The sequence below is a fragment of the Stenotrophomonas aracearum genome, from assembly GCF_031834615.1.
Lineage (GTDB): Bacteria > Pseudomonadota > Gammaproteobacteria > Xanthomonadales > Xanthomonadaceae > Stenotrophomonas > Stenotrophomonas aracearum.
In genome coordinates this window covers 1,661,748-1,678,390 of the sequence record NZ_CP115543.1, presented here as the reverse complement: position 1 = coordinate 1,678,390, position 16,643 = coordinate 1,661,748, and the positions used below count along the sequence as shown (strand labels likewise).

The window sequence follows — 16,643 nt, the reverse complement described above, 5'->3', positions numbered from 1 at the left end:
GAGCCCGGCACTAAAATGACGCCGATGCCCGATACGCTCGCCACCACCGTCAGCCACAGCCTGGACATCAAGCACAGCCGTTTCATCGCGCACGCCGCGCCGATCGATGCGGCTGCCGATGCGCTCACGTTCCTGCAGCAGGTCGCCGTAGCCGACGCCACGCACAACTGCTGGGCCTACCGGCACGGCAATGAGTACCGCTCCAGCGACGACGGCGAACCGGCCGGTACGGCCGGGCGCCCGATCCTGGCGGCCATCGACGGCCAGGGCTTCGACCGCGTCATGGTGGTGGTGATCCGCTGGTACGGCGGCATCAAGCTGGGCGCGGGTGGCCTGGTCCGGGCCTATGGCGGCATCGCAGCCGAATGCCTGCGCACCGCGCCGCGATTGCCGCTGGTGGCGCTGGCCGAGCTGACCGTGCACGCCGGGTTCGAAGACCTGGGCGCGCTGCATGCGGCGCTGGCCCAGCACCTGGTCGACAAGCTGGACGAAACCTTCACCGCGTCCGGGGTGGAACTGCATGTCCGGCTGCCCGCCGACCAGGTCGACCCGTTGAAAATCCGCCTTCGCGACGCCACCCGTGATCGTATCCGGGTGCACGCACGCACCGAACCAGGCCTTGCCCATGACTGACCCCGTTTCCCCGCCGGCCCCGACCCTGCGCCGCCTTGGCAGCCTGGGCACGCTGTGGCCGTTCGTACGCCGCCATGGCGGGCTGTTCGCGGCCTGGCTGGTGGCGCTGGCGGTGTCCTCGGCGGCCACGCTGAGCCTGCCGCCGGCGGTGAAGCAGATGATCGACCATGGCTTCAACAGCGGCGGCCAGATCAACCGCGCCTTCGCACTGCTGTTCCTGGTTGCGGTGGTGCTGGCATTGGCTACGGCGGCGCGCTTCTTCTTTGTGTCGCTGCTGGGCGAAAAAGTGGTGGCCGACCTGCGCAGCCGCCTGTACGCGCACCTGATCGCACTCGGCGCCGGTTTCCACGACCGCAGCCGCAGCGGCGAACTGGTCTCTCGCCTGACCGCCGACAGCGAACTGCTGCGCAGCGTAATCGGCTCGACCATGTCGGTAGCCCTGCGCAGCAGCGTCACGGTGGTGGGCAGCTTGGTGATGCTGTTCGTGACCAGCCCGCGCCTGGCCGCATGGTCACTGGTCGGCATTCCACTGGCGGTGCTGCCGATCATCATCGGTGCGCGCCGGCTGCGCGGCATCTCGCGCGCCAGCCAGGACCGCATCGCCGACGCGAACAGCCTGGCCGCCGAAACCCTGGGCGCGGTGCGCACGGTGCAGGCGCATGCGCGCGAGCCGTACGAACGCGGCCGTTTCAACGCAGCGCTGGGCGAGTCGATCCGCGCCGCGCGACGCCGCATCGGAGCGCAGTCGCTGGTGACTGCCACCGCCATCGTGCTGGTGTTCGGTGCGATCGTCGGCGTGCTGTGGCTCGGTGCGCACGACGTGATCGACGGCCGCATGAGCGCCGGCACGCTGGGCCAGTTCGTTCTGTATGCGCTGATCGGCGGTGGTTCGGTGGGTGCGTTGGCCGAAGTGTGGAATGAACTGCAGCGTGCCTCCGGCGGCATGGGCCGGATCGCCGAACTGCTGCAGGAAGACATCGAGATCACCAGCCCGGCCGAGCCGCTGCCGCTGCCGCAGCCGCTGCGCGGCGAGATCCGCTTCCAGGACGTGGTCTTTCATTACCCGCAGCGACCCGACACCGCCGCGCTGGATCACTTCGACCTGCATGTGCGCCCGGGCGAAACCGTGGCGCTGGTCGGGCCGTCCGGCGCCGGCAAGAGCACGGTGCTGTCCATGCTGCTGCGCTTCCACGACCCCGCCGCCGGCAGCGTGCAGGTGGATGGCGTGGACGTGCGCCGGGTCGACCCGGCGCAGCTGCGCGCGCAGATGGCGCTGGTGCCGCAGCAGCCGACCCTGTTCGCCAGCAGTGCGCTGGACAACATCCGCTACGGTCGGCTGGAAGCCAGCAATGAAGAGGTGCAGCGCGCTGCCGAAGCGGCCGAGGCCGACGAATTCCTGGAGGCGCTGCCGGACGGCTACCTGAGCGAACTGGGCGAGCGCGGCGCGCGCCTGTCCGGCGGCCAGCAGCAGCGCATCGCGATTGCACGCGCACTGCTCAAGGACGCCCCTATCCTGCTGCTGGACGAAGCCACCAGCGCGCTGGACGCGCAGAGCGAACGCGCGGTGCAGCAGGCGCTGGAACGGCTGATGGCCGGGCGCACCACGCTGGTGATCGCACACCGGCTGGCGACGGTACTGAAGGCCGACCGCATCGTGGTGATGGACCACGGCCGCATCGTGGCGCAGGGTACCCACGCAGAGCTGCTGGCCGAGGGTGGCCTGTATGCTGAACTGGCGAAACTGCAGTTCATCGATTGATGACGCACCGCTAACACGCGCGGTCGCATGGTGACACTCGTCCCATCAGACCGCTGCAGGAGGTGTTGCATGTCGTTCCGTCAGTTTCCCGCTACCGATGCGAACGGTGACGATTACATCGTCATCGAATTCAAGGATGAGCTGGCCGCCACTGCAAACACCGCGGCCGATCCGCATGTGCGTTACGAGCTGGCCGACGGCCGGCACCTGGTCCGCGATGGCAGGACCTTCCGCACCAGTGGCGGCGAGCTCACGTTGACTACGTGATTGACGTGGTCAATTAATAGCCACCCATCTTGACAGCCTTGCGGTACGGGGGCTGCGCACGCTTATCCACATGCTTGTCCGCATTTCATCCACACCCCCTGTGGATGAATGCGGCAGCGCTTCAGCGTGGCAGGACCCGGCCGATGCCGCTGGCGTCGATTTCCACCGCCGCTCGCTGCATCGCCTGCAGGTCGCTGCCAGGTACGAACCCCATGCGAAAGTGCACTTCGCCGCCAGGCGTGCGCGAGGAGTGGATCGAGGCCAGGCTGACCCCATGCCGCTCGAACACATGCAGCAGTTCGCGCAGCGACCCGGGACGGTCCTCCGGCAGGTGCACGCTGATCGCGTTGCGCTCGGTCAGGTCGGCCAGCAGGTAACCGACCCGTTCGAAGGTGTAATTGCCGTTGGCCAGCAGAGCGGCACCCTGGTGTTCGCGGTTGTCGGCCAGAAGTTGCTGGCGGAACGCAGCGCGCGCGGCGTCATCGCCCTGTTCCACTTGGCTGCGCAGCGTCTGCAGCTGCGCCAGCAGCCGGTCCAGCATCGGCGCCACGTGCGGGTTGCCGAACTGGATGTCCTCGTAGATGGCCGGGTTGAGCGACAGGATGCGCGCGATGATCGCGGTATCCAGCTCGAACGAGGCCGACCGGTACGGCATCAGGTCCTGCAGCGGACCCAGCAGTGCGGCGTAGTCGCGCAGCACGCCGGCCTGGGCCAGGTGGGTCGCATGCACCATCGCCTGCACCAGCGCCATGACCTGGTCGTGGTGCTCGGGCGTGGCGAGCACGCATTCGGCTTCCAGTGCCGCGCACAGCTGCGCCAGCCACGGCTGCCATGCCGACAGCCGCGCTTCGCACACCACCATCACCCTGCCCTTCAGCGTCGGCGCCTTGGGCGGCGCGGTCATCGGGTGCAGGCCTGCCACCTCCGCCTGCGAGCGCAGCATCGCCGCGACCGGTTCGCTCTTGACCGAGGTCACATCCAGCCACAGGCGACCCGCCTCACGGCCCGCCGAGCGCTGCACGTACTCGGCGATCAGCGCCGGGGTGTGCCGGATCGGCGCGGAGAACACCAGGACCTGCGCGCGTTCCAGCAGCAGCTCCGGATCGTCCGAGGCCGGATCGGCCGGGTCGTGGCCGATCACCTCCAGCCCCATGCGCTGCTCGAGGAAGGTGCGCAGCCAGCGCCCGTAGGCACCGGCGCTGCCAACGATGCCGACCACCGGACGCTGCATCACGCGATCCGCTCGGCGGTGAAGCGGTGCGGCTGCGCCAGCGCCGCCGGTGCGGCGGCCAGCACGTCGAATTCTTCGTGGTCGTTGGCCAGGGTCGCTTCCAGCGCGGCGTGCACGCCGGAGATCGAGCGCGACAGGGCCTGCTCGAAGCGCTCGCCGCGCAGCAGGAAGGCGACCAGCAGCGACATCAACACGTCGCCGGTGCCGGCCACGTCGACCGGCAGATGCGGCGAGGACCAGCGCCAGACCGCGTCCCGGCTGACCGCCAGAGTGACCAGCTGACCCGGATCGCCGCCCACGCTGTGCGCAATCACCCACTCCGGACCGCGCTGCAGCAGCGCGCGGGAGGCGGCGATGGCGTCGGCTTCGGCCAGGCTCGGCAGGCCGGTCAGGCGGCCCAGTTCGAACGCGTTGGGCGTGACCAGCCAGGCGTGCGGCAGCAGGCGTTCGGCGAAGATGGTTTCCAGCCCCGGTTCCACGTAGGGACCGGTATGGGTGTCGCCAATCACTGGGTCCAGGCAGTAGCGCAGCTGCGGCGAGGCGGGCAGCACGCGCTCGAGCCAGTCGGCGAACGCGGCACCGTTGCCGACGCTGCCGAAGTAGCCGGAGACCAGCATCTTCGCGCGCGCCGGCAGGCCGCGTTCTTCCGCGCCCAGCAGCAGGTCGGCGAACCAGTCGGCCGGCAGCACGCGGCCGCGCGTGGTCGGATAGAACGGGGCATTGCTGAGCAGCGTGGTCGGCACTTCGGCCACGCGCACGCCGAGGGCACGCAGCGGCGGCACGGCGGCGCTGTTGCCGGCGTGGCCGTACACAAGCTGCGATTGAACCGAGATGACGTCGACCGGCGACGGACCGTCCGGACGCTGGCGGCGACCGTGGACCAGGTGGCTTTCGAGGGAATCGTTCATCAGGGGATTTTAGCGCCGCAGACACGAAAACACCGGGACATGCCCGGTGTTTTTGTGTTGCAGGTGAAACGATCGGTTACGACGTCATGCGATCCCAGAAGCCTTTCACGCCGTCCATGAAGGTGGCCGACTTCGGCGAATGCTTGCGCGCTTCCTCGCCGGTGAAGGTGGTTTCGAACTGTTCGAGCAGCTTGCGCTGTTCGCTGGTCAGGTTGACCGGGGTCTCCACCACCACGCGGCAGTACAGGTCGCCTTCGCTGCGGCTGCGCACCGAACGCACGCCCTTGCCGCGCAGGCGGAACAGCTTGCCGGTCTGGGTTTCGGCCGGAATGCGGATTTCCGCATAACCGCCCAGGGTCGCAACGCGGACGGTGTCGCCGAGTGCGGCCTGCGAGATGCGGATCGGCACTTCGCAGTGCAGATCGTCGCCATCGCGCTGGAAGATCGCGTGCTCGCGCACCCGCACTTCCACGTACAGGTCGCCCGGCGGCGTACCGGCCGGACCGGCCTCGCCTTCGCCGGCCAGGCGGATGCGGTCGCCGGTGTCGACGCCGGCAGGCACCTTCACCGACAACACCTTGTCTTCCTCCACGCGACCGTTGCCGTGGCAGGTCTTGCAGGGGTTCTGGATGATCTGGCCACGGCCATTGCAGTTGTGGCAGGCCTGCTGCATGGCGAAGATGCCGCGCTGGATGCGCACCTGGCCACGGCCCTGGCACACGCTGCAGGTTTCGACCTTGCCATCGTCCGACCCGCTGCCATGGCAGTCGTCGCACTCGGACAGGGTCGGAATTTCGATGCGGCGCTCGATGCCGCGCACCGCTTCTTCCAGGTCCAGCTCCATCACGTAGCCGATGTCGGCGCCGCGACGGGCCTGGCGCGGACCACCACCGGCGCCACCGAAGATGTTGCCGAAGATGTCCCCGAAGATGTCGCCCATGTCCGGGCCGCCCGGACCACCACCGCCCATGCCGTGCTCGAACGCGGCGTGGCCGTGGGCGTCGTACATGCGGCGCTTGTTGGCATCGGACAGGGTTTCGTAGGCTTCCTTGCACTCCTTGAAGGAGGCTTCGGCCGCGCTGTCGCCCGGATTGCGGTCAGGGTGATACTTCATCGCACAACGGCGATAGGACTTCTTCAGTTCTTCTTCGGTCGCGGTGCGGGAAACACCCAGCACCTCGTAGTAGTCGCGCTTGCTCATGGTTTGAATCGGGTTCCGGCAATCAGGCGTTCATGGATACGACAACGGGACGTTGCCTGCGCAACGTCCCGCCTTGGCGTCCGGATCAGGACTTCTTGTCGTCCTTGACTTCGGTGAACTCGGCGTCCACCACGTCGTCCTGCGCGCCGCCGTTGCCACCGGCACCGGCGTCGGCACCCGGGGCACCGCCCTGGTCACCGGCCGAAGCCGCCGCGAACAGCGCCTGGCCGGCTTCTTCCAGCGCCTTCGACTTGGCTTCGATCTGCGCCTTGTCGTCGCCCTTCATCGCGGTTTCCAGGTCGGCCAGGGCCGACTCGACCTTGCCGATGACATCGCCACCGACCTTGCTGCCGTGTTCGGTGATCGCGGTACGGGTACCGTGGATCAGCGCGTCAGCCTGGTTGCGGGCCTGGACCAGCTCGTGGAACTTCTTGTCTTCTTCGCGGTTGGCTTCCGCGTCGGCGACCATGCGTGCGATCTCGTCCTCGGACAGGCCCGAACCGGCCTTGATCTCGACCTTCTGTTCCTTGTTGGTCTTCTTGTCCTTGGCCGACACGTGCAGGATGCCGTTGGCGTCGATGTCGAAGGACACTTCCACCTGCGGCAGGCCGCGCGGGGCCGGCTCGATGCCGGAGAGGTCGAACTTGGCCAGCGACTTGTTGTAGCGGGCCTGTTCGCGCTCACCCTGCAGCACGTGCACGGTCACGGCCGACTGGTTGTCCTCGGCGGTGGAGAACACCTGGGAGGCCTTGGTCGGGATGGTGGTGTTCTTTTCGATGATCTTGGTGAACACGCCGCCCATGGTTTCGATACCCAGCGACAACGGGGTCACGTCCAGCAGCAGCACGTCCTTGACGTCGCCGCCCAGCACGCCGCCCTGGATCGCAGCACCCAGTGCCACGGCTTCGTCCGGGTTGACGTCCTTGCGCGGTTCCTTGCCGAAGAACTCGGTGACCGCCTGCTGCACCTTCGGCATGCGGGTCTGGCCGCCGACCAGGATCACTTCGCTGATGTCGCTCGAACGCAGGCCGGCATCGTTCAGCGCGATGCGGCACGGCTCGATCGACTTCTTGATCAGGTCTTCAACCAGCGCTTCCAGCTTGGCGCGGGTCAGCTTGATGTTCAGGTGCTTCGGACCGGAGGCATCGGCGGTGACGTACGGCAGGTTCACTTCGGTCTGCTGGCTGGTCGAGAGCTCGATCTTGGCGCGCTCGGCCGCGTCCTTCAGGCGCTGCAGGGCCAGCGGATCCTTGCGCAGGTCGATACCCTGGTCCTTGTTGAACTCGTCCACCAGGTATTCGATGACGCGGTTGTCGAAGTCTTCGCCGCCCAGGAAGGTGTCGCCGTTGGTGGCCAGCACTTCGAACTGCTTCTCACCGTCGACGTTGGCGATTTCGATGATCGACACGTCGAAGGTGCCGCCGCCCAGGTCGTACACGACGATCTTGCGGTCCTTGCCGTCGCCCTTGTCCAGGCCATAGGCCAGGGCCGCGGCGGTCGGCTCGTTGATGATGCGCTTCACTTCCAGGCCCGCGATGCGGCCGGCGTCCTTGGTCGCCTGGCGCTGGCTGTCGTTGAAGTAGGCCGGCACGGTGATCACGGCCTCGGTGACGGTCTCACCCAGGTACGCTTCGGCGGTCTTCTTCATCTTCTCCAGCACGCGGGCGGAGATTTCCTGCGGGGCCATCTTCTTGGCGTCGCTGGTCTGGACCCAGGCGTCGCCGTTGTCGTGGGCCAGGATGCCGTAGGGCACGTGCGCGATGTCCTTCTGGACTTCAGCGTCGGTGAACTTGCGGCCGATCAGGCGCTTGACGGCGTAGAAGGTGTTCTTCGGGTTGGTCACGGCCTGGCGCTTGGCCGAGGCACCGACCAGCACTTCGCCGTCCTTGGTGTAGGCGACGATGGAAGGCGTGGTGCGGTCGCCTTCGGCATTTTCGATGACGCGGGCCTTGCCGCCGTCCATGATCGCCACGCACGAGTTGGTGGTGCCGAGGTCGATACCAATGATCTTGCCCATGGGGGAGACTCCTGAAATGTGGGAAACGTCCGGCTGCTGCCGGGTTATGAATGGGATGTGTGGGACGCAGTTGTCACTTTCAAGCCATCAATCGGACGCTGTGTCCGATTACGACCAAACACGTTCAGGTCAGTCGCGGGCGACCACGACCAAAGCCGGACGCAGCAGGCGGTCGTTGAGCAGATAGCCCTTCTGGAACACCTGGACCACGCTGCCCGGGGCGGCGCCGGGGGCGTCGACCTGGCTGATCGCCTGGTGGTGTTCGGGGTTGAACGGCTGGCCGGTCGGGTCGAGCAGGGTCAGGCCGTTGTCGGCGGCGACCTTGAGCAGCTGCTTGTAGGTCAGCTCCAGGCCTTCGCGCAGCGGGCTCGGCTCGGCACCGGCGGCATTCAGCCCGGCGTCCAAGCTGTCGAACACGGGCAGCAGCTCGCCCAGCAGCTTTTCATTGGCGAAGCGGCGCGCCTGTTCGACGTCGCGGGCCACGCGCTTGCGCTGGTTGTCCAGGTCGGCGCGCTCACGCAGCGACTCGGACCGGAGCAGGGCCAGCTCGTTGTGCAGGCTGTCCAGCTGCTGCTGCAGGGAATCGCCCGGGGCGGCGTCGCCGGCCGGGGTCTGGGATGCGATATCAGGCTGATCTTGGTTCATTTCCGGATCCTTGGCGGTGACTCTCCGCCTCCACCCACCCCTATGTGGGCGGCCGGACCCGATTCAAGAGCCGAAGGCGCGTTTATCCGCGATCGCGGGACAATCCGGCCCCGCCCGGCGCATCCAGCGCGGCGCCCAGCACCTGGGCGGTGGCTTCCACCAGCGGGATCATGCGGTCGTAGGCCATCCGCTTCGGCCCGATCACCCCCAGCACCCCCAGCACCTGGCCGCCGGCCGAGTACGGCGCGGTGACCAGCGAGATGTTCTCCAGCGGCATCACCCCGGTTTCCTCGCCGATGAAGATGCGCACGCCCGGGGCCTGGATGGTGCGCTCCAGCAGCTGCAGGATCTCGCGCTTGCTGGCGAACAGGTCGAACAGTTCGCGCAGCCGGTCCAGGTCGGACAGGTCCTGCACCCCCATCAGCCGGGTCTGCCCGGCCAGCACGATATCGTCGGCCGGCGGCGCCATCGCCTGCTCGGCCAGCTCCACGCTGTGCGCCAGCAGTTGTTCCATCTCCGAGCGCGCGTCGCGCAGCTCGACCAGCAGCCTTGAACGGATCTCGGACAGCGGCCGCCCGGCACAGTGGGCATTGAGGTAATTGGCGACCTGCTCCAGCTCGGCCGGCTCCCAGCTGCGCCGGGGTTCGATCACCCGGTTCTGCACCTCGTTGTCGGCGAAGACCAGGATCGCCAGCACCCGGGGCGCGTCCAGCGCCACGAAATCGATATGCCGGAACGCGAACTGTTCGCGCTTGGGCGCACCGACCACGCCGACGAAGTGGCTCATTGCCGAGAGCAGCTCCGAGGCGCTGCCCAGCAGGGCCTGGGTGCCCGCCCCGGTCGAGAGCTCGCTGCGCAGCCGGCTCAGCTCGCCCTCGCCGGGCGGCTGCATCTTGACCAGGCTGTCCACGAACACCCGGTAGCCGTGCGCGGTGGGCACGCGCCCGGCCGAGACGTGCGCCGAGCTGAGCAGGCCGAGGTCTTCCAGGTCGCCGAGGATGTTGCGGATGGTGGCCGGGCTCACGTCCAGCCCGGCCAGCCGCGCCAGGGTCTGCGACCCGACCGGCTCGCCGTCCTGGATGTGGCGCGCGATCAGTGTCCGCAGCAGGTGGCGGGCGCGCGGGGCGAGATGAGGCGCGGACGGATGCATGGAATCAACCTGTGAGACGCGAGACTGGATAATGGCAGGCCATTGCCCGGCAAGGGATCGGGGAAATGCCGATTGGAGCTGCCCCTCGCCCATGCTAGCGTTGCGCGGCTCAAGAAACGAACACCATGCTCAGACATCTATCGATCAAGGATTTTGCCGTGGTCCGCGCCACCGAACTGGAGTTCGGCGCGGGCATGACCGTGGTTTCCGGCGAGACCGGCGCAGGCAAGTCGCTGATGGTCGACGCGCTGGGCTTCCTGTCCGGCCTGCGCGCCGACAGCGGCGTGGTCCGCCACGGCGCCGCCCGCGCCGAGCTGTCGGCCGAGTTCGCCCCCGGCGACGACGCCCCGGCCCGGCGCTGGCTGCGCGAGAACGAGCTGGACGACGACGAACAGTGCCAGCTGCGCCGGATCATCCGCGCCGACGGCGGTTCGCGCGCCTGGATCAACGGACGCCCGGTGACCCTGTCGCAGCTGAGCGAACTGGCCGGCATGCTGGTCGAGATCCACGGCCAGCATGAACAGCAGGCGCTGCTGGCACGGCCGTCGCAGCTGGCCCTGCTGGACGCCTATGCGCGCAACGACGCCGAACGCGTCCAGGTGCGCCAGGCGGCCGCGCGCTGGCAGGCCCTGGTGGACGAGGCCGACGCGCTCTCGCGCCAGGGCGATGTCAGCGACCGCATCGGCTTCCTCGAACACCAGCTCGGCGAACTGCAACGCGAAGACCTGGAACCGGCGTCGATCGCAGCGCTCGGCAGCAGCCACCGCCGCCAGGCCCACGCCGGGGCGCTGGTCAGCGCCTGCGACGTAGCCGCCGCACGCCTCAATGGCGACGATGACGTGTCGGTGCTGCAGCTGCTGCAGCAGACCCGGCACGACCTCGCACGCGTGGCCGAGCACGACGCCCGGTTGGGCGAGGTGGACGCGCTGCTGGACAGCGCGGTGATCCAGCTGCACGAAGCCCTGGCCCTGCTCGACCGGGTCCACGACGACCTGGACGCCGACCCGGAACAGTTCGAGGACATCGAACGCCGGCTGGGCCGACTGCACGACCTGGCCCGCAAGCACCGCGTGCCGATGGAGGGACTGGCCGAGCACCGCGACGCGATGGAAGCCGAGGTCGAACAGCTGCGCGGCGCCGATACCCGCCTGCAGGCCTTGGCCGGCGAGATCGACCGCGCCGCCGGGCAGTGGCAGGCCGTGGCCGCCACCCTCAGCAGCAGCCGCAGCACGGCCGCCAAGGCCTTGTCGGAGACCACCACCGCGCTGATCGGCGAACTCGGCATGGGCGGCGGCCAGTTCCTGATCGAGATCGAACCGCACGCGGCGGCCAAGCCGGACCCGAACGGGGCCGAGCGGGTCGAATTCCTGGTCGCGGCCAACGCCGGGCAGCCCCCGCGCGCACTGCGCAAGGTCGCCTCCGGCGGCGAGCTCTCGCGCATCTCGCTGGCGATCGAAGTGGCCGCGCTGGGCCTGGACGCGGTGCCGACCATGGTCTTCGACGAAGTCGATTCCGGCATCGGCGGCGCGGTCGCCGACATCGTCGGCCAGAAGCTGCGTGCGCTGGGCGAGAAGCGCCAGGTGCTGTGCGTCACCCACCTGCCCCAGGTCGCCTCCAAGGGCCACGCCCACTACCGGGTCAGCAAGGCCCCGGTGGAAGGCATGACCCAGAGCGCGGTGGAAAAACTGGACGCCCGCGCCCGCGAAGAAGAACTCGCGCGCATGCTCGGCGGCGTAGAGGTCACCAAGGAAGCCCGCGCCGCCGCCCGCAAGCTCCTGCAGGCATAACCGGGCGCCCCGCCGCCCTATAGCGGGGCTCTGCCCCGCTGCCTCACCCGCCCCGCTGCCGAAAATGAAAAACCCCGGCGTGGCCGGGGTTTCACGATCGTGCAGGTAACGAGCGGCTATTTGCGCTTTTTGCGTACGTAAAGCACCAGCGAGTGCTCTTCCAGCTCGTAGCCGTGGTCGGCGGCGATCTTGCGCTGAAGTTCCTCGATTTCGTGGCTTTCGAACTCGATGATCTTGCCCGAGTCCACGTCGACCATATGGTCGTGGTGGCCGCCGCGGTCCAGTTCGTAAACGGCCTGGCCGCCTTCGAAATTGTGCTTCAGCACCAGGCCGGCGGCCTCGAACTGGGTCAGCACCCGGTACACCGTGGCCAGGCCGATCTCGTCGCCGTGCTCCAGCAGCTGGCGGTAGATGTCTTCGGCCGTCATGTGGTGCTGGTGCTTCTGGGCGTCGCGCTGCTCGAGCAGGGCAAGGATCCGCATACGCGGATGGGTCACCTTCAGGCCAACTTTTCGCAGGTCGTGGGTTTCCATAGGTCTCCGTTCATTGGCGATTTAGCGCCAGCTGCCTCGGATCGGGTCGCGGCGACACGTTCGGAGTGTATCATCGACTGGATTTCCCCAAACGCCATTCCCGATGCGCAATCTCCTGCTGGTCGCCGCCGTTGCCCTGTCCACCACGGGCTGCGGCATCATCTACAAGCAACCCATCTACCAGGGCAACCTGATCCGGGAGCAGTCCGTCGGTCAGCTGCAGGTGGGCCAGAGCAAGCAGCAGGTCAACGCCCTGCTCGGCACCCCATCCATCGACGACCCGTTCCACGCCCAGCGCTGGGACTACACCGCCAGCCAGCGGCTGGACCGCCTGGGCCGGACCGAGACCAAAAATTTCGTCGTGTTCTTCGAGAACGACCAGGTGACCCGTTGGGAGGGTGATTTCTTCCCGAACAACGACGCCCAGCTGGCCCGCGACCAGGTGCGCCAGTTCGGCCGCAACCTGGCCAAGGACAAGAAGAAGCAGCGCGGCCGGTAATCGGGGTGGCCGAGCAGAGCTCGGCCCTACCGCGGCGATCACGGCGATTTATTGCCCGGGCGCGTTGCGACGCGCTCGTCCTGGCGGTACGTCAGGGCTTTCGAGGCGCAGCCCGCCGCCGCCGATTGTCTTTGGGGTCTGCTACCAGCGGCCTCAGCAGCTCTACCCGGTCACCGTCACGAAGCACCTGGCCGGGTTTCGCCAGCACCCCATGCACGGCCACGGCCGGGCAATCCCCGCTCCCCTCGATCCCCGCCGCCGCAACCGCCTCGGCCACCGTGGCGCCATCGCCCAGCTCCAGCAGGCGTGATTCCACCCGCTCCGGCCAGGCCAGCACCACCTCCACGCGGATCACCGGTCAGTCCTGCTCGTCGGCAACACGGACGAAATCATTGACCATGCGGTCGGCCAGGCCCTGAAAGCCCAGCGCCAGCGCCGGCCCAAGCAGCCGCGAGTTCGGTTCGAACTCCAGGGTCAGGGTCACCTTGCAGGCGTCCTCGGCCAGCGAATGGAACTCCCAGCGGCCGTGCAGGCGCTTGAACGGTCCATCACGCAGCTGCATATCAATATGGTGCGGACGCTGCAGGGTGTTTTCGGTCATGAACCAGGTCGAAAACGACCCCAGGCCCAGATCCAGCCGCGCCACCACCCGGTCCGGACCCGTTTCCAGGACCTGCGCGGCAGAGCACCAGCGGAAGCGCCGGGGGTAGGCGTCGATATCATTGACCAGGTCGAACATGCGGGCAGCCGAATGTTCGACCAGGGCACTACGTTTGATGGTTGGCATGCGAAGGCTTGGCTGGCGAATCGACCACGGAGGGCCTGAATCGGAGACAATAGATAAATGAGCAAGAACAGCGCCAAGGATAAAGCAAAGAACGCGACGGCCAACAAAACCATCGCGCTCAACAAGCGTGCCCGCCACGAGTACTCGCTGGAGGACCGCTACGAGGCCGGCCTGGCCCTGCGGGGCTGGGAGGTCAAATCGATCCGCGCCGGGCGCGGCAACATCATCGACGCCTATGCCTATGTGAAGGACGGCGAGATCTTCCTGATCGGGGCCCAGATCACCCCGCTGATCCAGGCCTCCACCCACGTGGTCGCCAACGACCGCCGCGAGCGCAAGCTGCTGCTCCACCGCAGCGAGATCGACAAGCTGGTCGGCAAGGTCGAGCGGGACGGCTACACCATCGTGCCCACCGCGATGTACTGGAGCAAGAACAAGATCAAGCTGGAAGTGGCGCTGGCCAAGGGCAAGCAGACCCACGACAAGCGCGACGCCGAAAAGGACCGCGACTGGGCCCGCGAAAAGCAGCGCACCATGCGCCGCCACAACCGCGACGCCTGACACCGTACGGACGCCATTGCGCGTATCGCATCGCCATGCGCCCGTGACTTGCCGCATCATCACACCACCGTAGCGCCGGGCTCTGCCCGGCCGCTCTTTGCCCAATACCCGGAGCGTCCCCGTGACCGAAGAAACCACCTTGGAATCCGCCTCCACTGCGGACCCCACCGCCACGCTCCAGGCCGACGTCGCCGCCTACGAGACCATCTTCGGCGAGTTGGCCCGCGCCATGGACCCGGCTGCCCTGCTCAAGGTGCTGACCTACACCTTGCGCAACGCCAAGCGGGTCGCCTCCGAGAACCAGAGCTACGACTCGCTCGAGCACCGCCGCCTGGTCGCCCGGATCGAGGCCCTGATGGCCCGGGCCGAACCGGCAGCCCGCAAGCAGGCCATGACCCAGCGCAACGCCGCCAACCACGAGCGCAAGGTGCGCGCCAAGCACCAGGCCGACAGCAAGCGCCAGCGTGAAGGCCGGTAATTACGACAGCCCATGACGCTTCCGGGTGACTGTTCAGCTGAATTGGAGTAGGATCGATCCCGTCAAGTAATGTCTGGTCGCAGACGTCTTGCAGGTTCTGAAGAAACCGGGGGTGCATTGGTTTCGACGGAGGTTGTGAAGTTGCTTGGTGCATGCCGAGGGGGCAGCTTTCCTCGTAAATCCAGCGGCAAAACTCTAGTTGCCAACGACGACAACTACGCTCTCGCCGCTTAAGGCGTAAGCCCCGAACCCACTTGTGCCCGTGCTCGTCGGTGTAGGGTCATTATCACGGAACCGGCTGTGACGGCTGCCTGTCAGTCACCGCTTAACTAAAACAGGCTGGTCCTGGGGTGCGCTTTGCACACCGTGCTGCCACGGGACGAGATCCAACGGTGAGCTAAGCATGTAGTACCGGGGATGGAGTGCCTTCGGACGGCGGTTCAATTCCGCCCACCTCCACCATAAGACGGTCCGCAAGGACCCAAAGAGCCGGGACCTCCTTCAACGGGGTCCCGGCTTTTTTATTGCCAGTGCATTTGGCTGAAGGTTCAAGATTGACCATGCGTAGCACTGAGTGCTACTTTAGGTTCATGAGCCGCACGTTCAAGACCAGTTGGTTCGCCAAGAAGGCTAAGAAGATCGGCATCAGCGACGCTGACTTATGCAGGGCTGTGAAACAGGTCCGGCTGGGCCAAGCGGAAGATCTCGGCGGCGGGGTCTTCAAGAAACGCCTTCATAACAACGAGTACCGCAGCATCATCCTGGCGAAAGGCGGCCGATACTGGATCTTCAACTTCATCTTCTCCAAGCAAGGCAAGAAGAGCCTGGACGAAGACGAACTGGAAGACTTCCGGACACTTGCGAAAGCCTACGGAAGGATGGACGGAACGCAGCTGACCGTTCTGCTGAAAGACAAAGACCTGGTGGAGATCTGCCATGAAAACGAAGACCAGATTCAAGAGTGATATGTCTGAAGCCCTTCATTCGTCGGCCTCGGCCCTGACGAAGGTTGGCGCAGTCAGTAAAGCCACCATGCGTGACTTCGACGCGCGCCACCTGATGAAAGCACCGGACTTCAAACCTGAAGAAATTGTGCAGATTCGTTCGGCCAATAACGTGAGCCAGCCGGTTTTCGCGCTGTACTTGAGCACAAGTGAAAGCACAGTCCAGAAGTGGGAGACCGGCGCAAAGAAGCCCAGCGGCATGGCGATGCGTCTGTTAGATGTCGTTAAGCGGCACGGGATTGAAGTTCTAGCCTAAACAGTTAGCAAGGAAGAACTACCTGTTTCCCTTGCCCCTTACTAGATGTCCACGGGCTCGATGCACTACTCGATAGCCCTGTTCCGCCCCGTTTTCGCCACTGGTTGCAGCGGGCATATGCGGTGCCATCCATTCGGGTCGCTTTGACATGCGTAGACTTGCTGCAAGAGCGAATCCGTTTCATGCTTGGCCTCCTGAAAGTAAGGACCGGCCATGGACGTCCAATTCTGCCCACACATCGTCAACTGGCCATGCCTTTCCAATAGCGAGTGGGCGGCCTGGATTCAAGTCACGGGCGCTCTCGCAGCACTGGCCCTTGCCATTTACGTCCCCGTCCGAATGCGCCGACTAGAGGAACTTGATCGTCGGCAGTCAATACTGGACGCACTACGCATGATCCAGCAGTTGGCGGATCACTACGCCGACACTGTTCCGATCATCGATGCCCAGATTGGGACGGCTCCAGTTGAGTTAGCCACCGCCATCGTCGCCTGCCAGACACACCTCACGAATCCGGCTACCCCAGCTTCTATGCTTCCCTCGCTGGGACATGTTGAGCATGCCGCGAGGCAGATAGTCGAACACTGGAACATGGCGGCAAGCGCACCTGAAAGACGGATAATCCCCGAATTTGTGACTGCCGCCAACGCTCCTAGAGATCGGGTCGTTAAGCACGTTCAAGCTATGATTGAAAGCGTCAATCGCTGGAAGGCGAGCCACAGACTTTCCCTACTCATGAGCTGACTGGCAGTCCTTGAGCTAATGACGTCGGAGGAACTCCAGGCCATCTTGGCCGCCTGTGGGGAAGACCAGGGGCGGAACTACTGCCAGTTCAACTTCGCCACCGGCCTGCGCTCGTCGGAGATGATGAGCTTGTGCGGGTCGGAGATGGACTGCCGCAGCAGCACGAGAAATATCCGCTGTACC

19 protein-coding genes and 1 other RNA gene are annotated in these 16,643 nt (G+C 66.2%); 11 read left to right on the top strand and 9 right to left on the bottom strand.

What is annotated here, in order from left to right; genetic code table 11:
• Window positions 1-24 precede the first annotated feature (24 nt).
• From PDM28_RS07835 to PDM28_RS07825, 3 genes are all read left to right on the top strand, one after another.
• Complete coding sequence (locus tag PDM28_RS07835) at window positions 25-633, top strand: IMPACT family protein (protein ID WP_311184376.1); 609 nt, start codon at window positions 25-27, stop codon at window positions 631-633.
• The gene (locus PDM28_RS07830) at window positions 626-2,392 is read left to right on the top strand and encodes an ABC transporter transmembrane domain-containing protein (RefSeq protein ID WP_311184375.1); all 1,767 of its coding nucleotides are present in this window, start codon (window positions 626-628) and stop codon (window positions 2,390-2,392) included. The genes PDM28_RS07835 and PDM28_RS07830 overlap by 8 nt, the downstream gene beginning before the upstream one ends.
• Window positions 2,393-2,461: 69 nt before the next feature.
• Window positions 2,462-2,659 carry a hypothetical protein gene (locus tag PDM28_RS07825; protein ID WP_311184374.1) on the top strand — a complete coding sequence of 66 codons (198 nt, stop codon included), beginning with the start codon at window positions 2,462-2,464 and terminating at the stop codon, window positions 2,657-2,659.
• A gap of 121 nt (window positions 2,660-2,780) precedes the next feature.
• On the opposite strand, the gene PDM28_RS07820 is transcribed toward PDM28_RS07825, so the two are convergent.
• The 6 genes from PDM28_RS07820 to hrcA form a co-directional block, all read right to left on the bottom strand.
• Entirely contained in the window at window positions 2,781-3,893 is a 1,113-nt protein-coding gene (locus PDM28_RS07820; protein WP_311184373.1) for a prephenate dehydrogenase, read from the bottom strand.
• The gene (gene pdxY, locus PDM28_RS07815; RefSeq protein ID WP_311184372.1) at window positions 3,890-4,798 is read right to left on the bottom strand and encodes a pyridoxal kinase; all 909 of its coding nucleotides are present in this window, start codon (window positions 4,796-4,798) and stop codon (window positions 3,890-3,892) included. Before pdxY ends, PDM28_RS07820 begins: the two co-directional genes overlap by 4 nt.
• Window positions 4,799-4,874: 76 nt before the next feature.
• Window positions 4,875-5,999 (bottom strand): molecular chaperone DnaJ, encoded by a 1,125-nt coding sequence (gene dnaJ / locus PDM28_RS07810; RefSeq protein ID WP_102945644.1) that lies wholly within the window; start codon window positions 5,997-5,999, stop codon window positions 4,875-4,877.
• A gap of 85 nt (window positions 6,000-6,084) precedes the next feature.
• Window positions 6,085-8,016, bottom strand: a complete 1,932-nt coding sequence (gene dnaK / locus PDM28_RS07805; protein ID WP_102945645.1) for a molecular chaperone DnaK — start codon at window positions 8,014-8,016, stop codon at window positions 6,085-6,087.
• A 129-nt stretch (window positions 8,017-8,145) separates the two neighbouring features.
• Window positions 8,146-8,661 carry a nucleotide exchange factor GrpE gene (gene grpE, locus PDM28_RS07800; RefSeq protein WP_311184371.1) on the bottom strand — a complete coding sequence of 172 codons (516 nt, stop codon included), beginning with the start codon at window positions 8,659-8,661 and terminating at the stop codon, window positions 8,146-8,148.
• A gap of 82 nt (window positions 8,662-8,743) precedes the next feature.
• Entirely contained in the window at window positions 8,744-9,811 is a 1,068-nt protein-coding gene (hrcA, locus tag PDM28_RS07795) for a heat-inducible transcriptional repressor HrcA (protein ID WP_311184370.1), read from the bottom strand.
• 125 nt (window positions 9,812-9,936) lie between these two features.
• On the opposite strand from hrcA, the gene recN reads away from it, so the two are divergent.
• Window positions 9,937-11,598: a DNA repair protein RecN gene (gene recN / locus PDM28_RS07790; protein ID WP_311184369.1), complete on the top strand. Its 1,662-nt coding sequence runs from the start codon at window positions 9,937-9,939 to the stop codon at window positions 11,596-11,598.
• Window positions 11,599-11,714: 116 nt separating this feature from the next.
• Here the strand turns inward: recN and fur are convergent, their stop codons facing one another.
• On the bottom strand, window positions 11,715-12,131 hold the full coding sequence (gene fur / locus PDM28_RS07785; RefSeq protein WP_068851145.1) for a ferric iron uptake transcriptional regulator: 417 nt from the start codon (window positions 12,129-12,131) through the stop codon (window positions 11,715-11,717).
• A 103-nt stretch (window positions 12,132-12,234) separates the two neighbouring features.
• Between fur and PDM28_RS07780 the strand changes: the two genes are divergently transcribed.
• Window positions 12,235-12,630, top strand: coding sequence for an outer membrane protein assembly factor BamE (locus PDM28_RS07780; protein ID WP_070206514.1), 396 nt, complete (start codon window positions 12,235-12,237; stop codon window positions 12,628-12,630).
• A gap of 91 nt (window positions 12,631-12,721) precedes the next feature.
• On the opposite strand, the gene PDM28_RS07775 is transcribed toward PDM28_RS07780, so the two are convergent.
• Both PDM28_RS07775 and PDM28_RS07770 read right to left on the bottom strand, forming a co-directional pair.
• Entirely contained in the window at window positions 12,722-12,985 is a 264-nt protein-coding gene (locus tag PDM28_RS07775) for an RnfH family protein (RefSeq protein ID WP_311184368.1), read from the bottom strand.
• Window positions 12,986-12,988: 3 nt separating this feature from the next.
• On the bottom strand, window positions 12,989-13,417 hold the full coding sequence (locus PDM28_RS07770) for a type II toxin-antitoxin system RatA family toxin (protein ID WP_311184367.1): 429 nt from the start codon (window positions 13,415-13,417) through the stop codon (window positions 12,989-12,991).
• A 57-nt stretch (window positions 13,418-13,474) separates the two neighbouring features.
• Between PDM28_RS07770 and smpB the strand changes: the two genes are divergently transcribed.
• The 6 genes from smpB (at window position 13,475) to PDM28_RS07740 (ending at window position 16,460) form a co-directional block, all read left to right on the top strand.
• Window positions 13,475-13,978 (top strand): SsrA-binding protein SmpB, encoded by a 504-nt coding sequence (gene smpB, locus PDM28_RS07765; protein ID WP_311184366.1) that lies wholly within the window; start codon window positions 13,475-13,477, stop codon window positions 13,976-13,978.
• Window positions 13,979-14,099: 121 nt separating this feature from the next.
• Window positions 14,100-14,456, top strand: a complete 357-nt coding sequence (locus PDM28_RS07760) for a hypothetical protein (protein WP_311184365.1) — start codon at window positions 14,100-14,102, stop codon at window positions 14,454-14,456.
• Between the two features lie 108 nt (window positions 14,457-14,564).
• Window positions 14,565-14,918, top strand: a transfer-messenger RNA (tmRNA) gene (gene ssrA / locus PDM28_RS07755).
• 128 nt (window positions 14,919-15,046) lie between these two features.
• Window positions 15,047-15,421, top strand: coding sequence for a type II toxin-antitoxin system RelE/ParE family toxin (locus PDM28_RS07750; RefSeq protein WP_311184364.1), 375 nt, complete (start codon window positions 15,047-15,049; stop codon window positions 15,419-15,421).
• On the top strand, window positions 15,393-15,716 hold the full coding sequence (locus tag PDM28_RS07745) for a helix-turn-helix domain-containing protein (RefSeq protein ID WP_311184363.1): 324 nt from the start codon (window positions 15,393-15,395) through the stop codon (window positions 15,714-15,716). Before PDM28_RS07750 ends, PDM28_RS07745 begins: the two co-directional genes overlap by 29 nt.
• A 213-nt stretch (window positions 15,717-15,929) precedes the next feature.
• Complete coding sequence (locus tag PDM28_RS07740) at window positions 15,930-16,460, top strand: hypothetical protein (RefSeq protein WP_311184362.1); 531 nt, start codon at window positions 15,930-15,932, stop codon at window positions 16,458-16,460.
• Window positions 16,461-16,643: the final 183 nt, after the last annotated feature.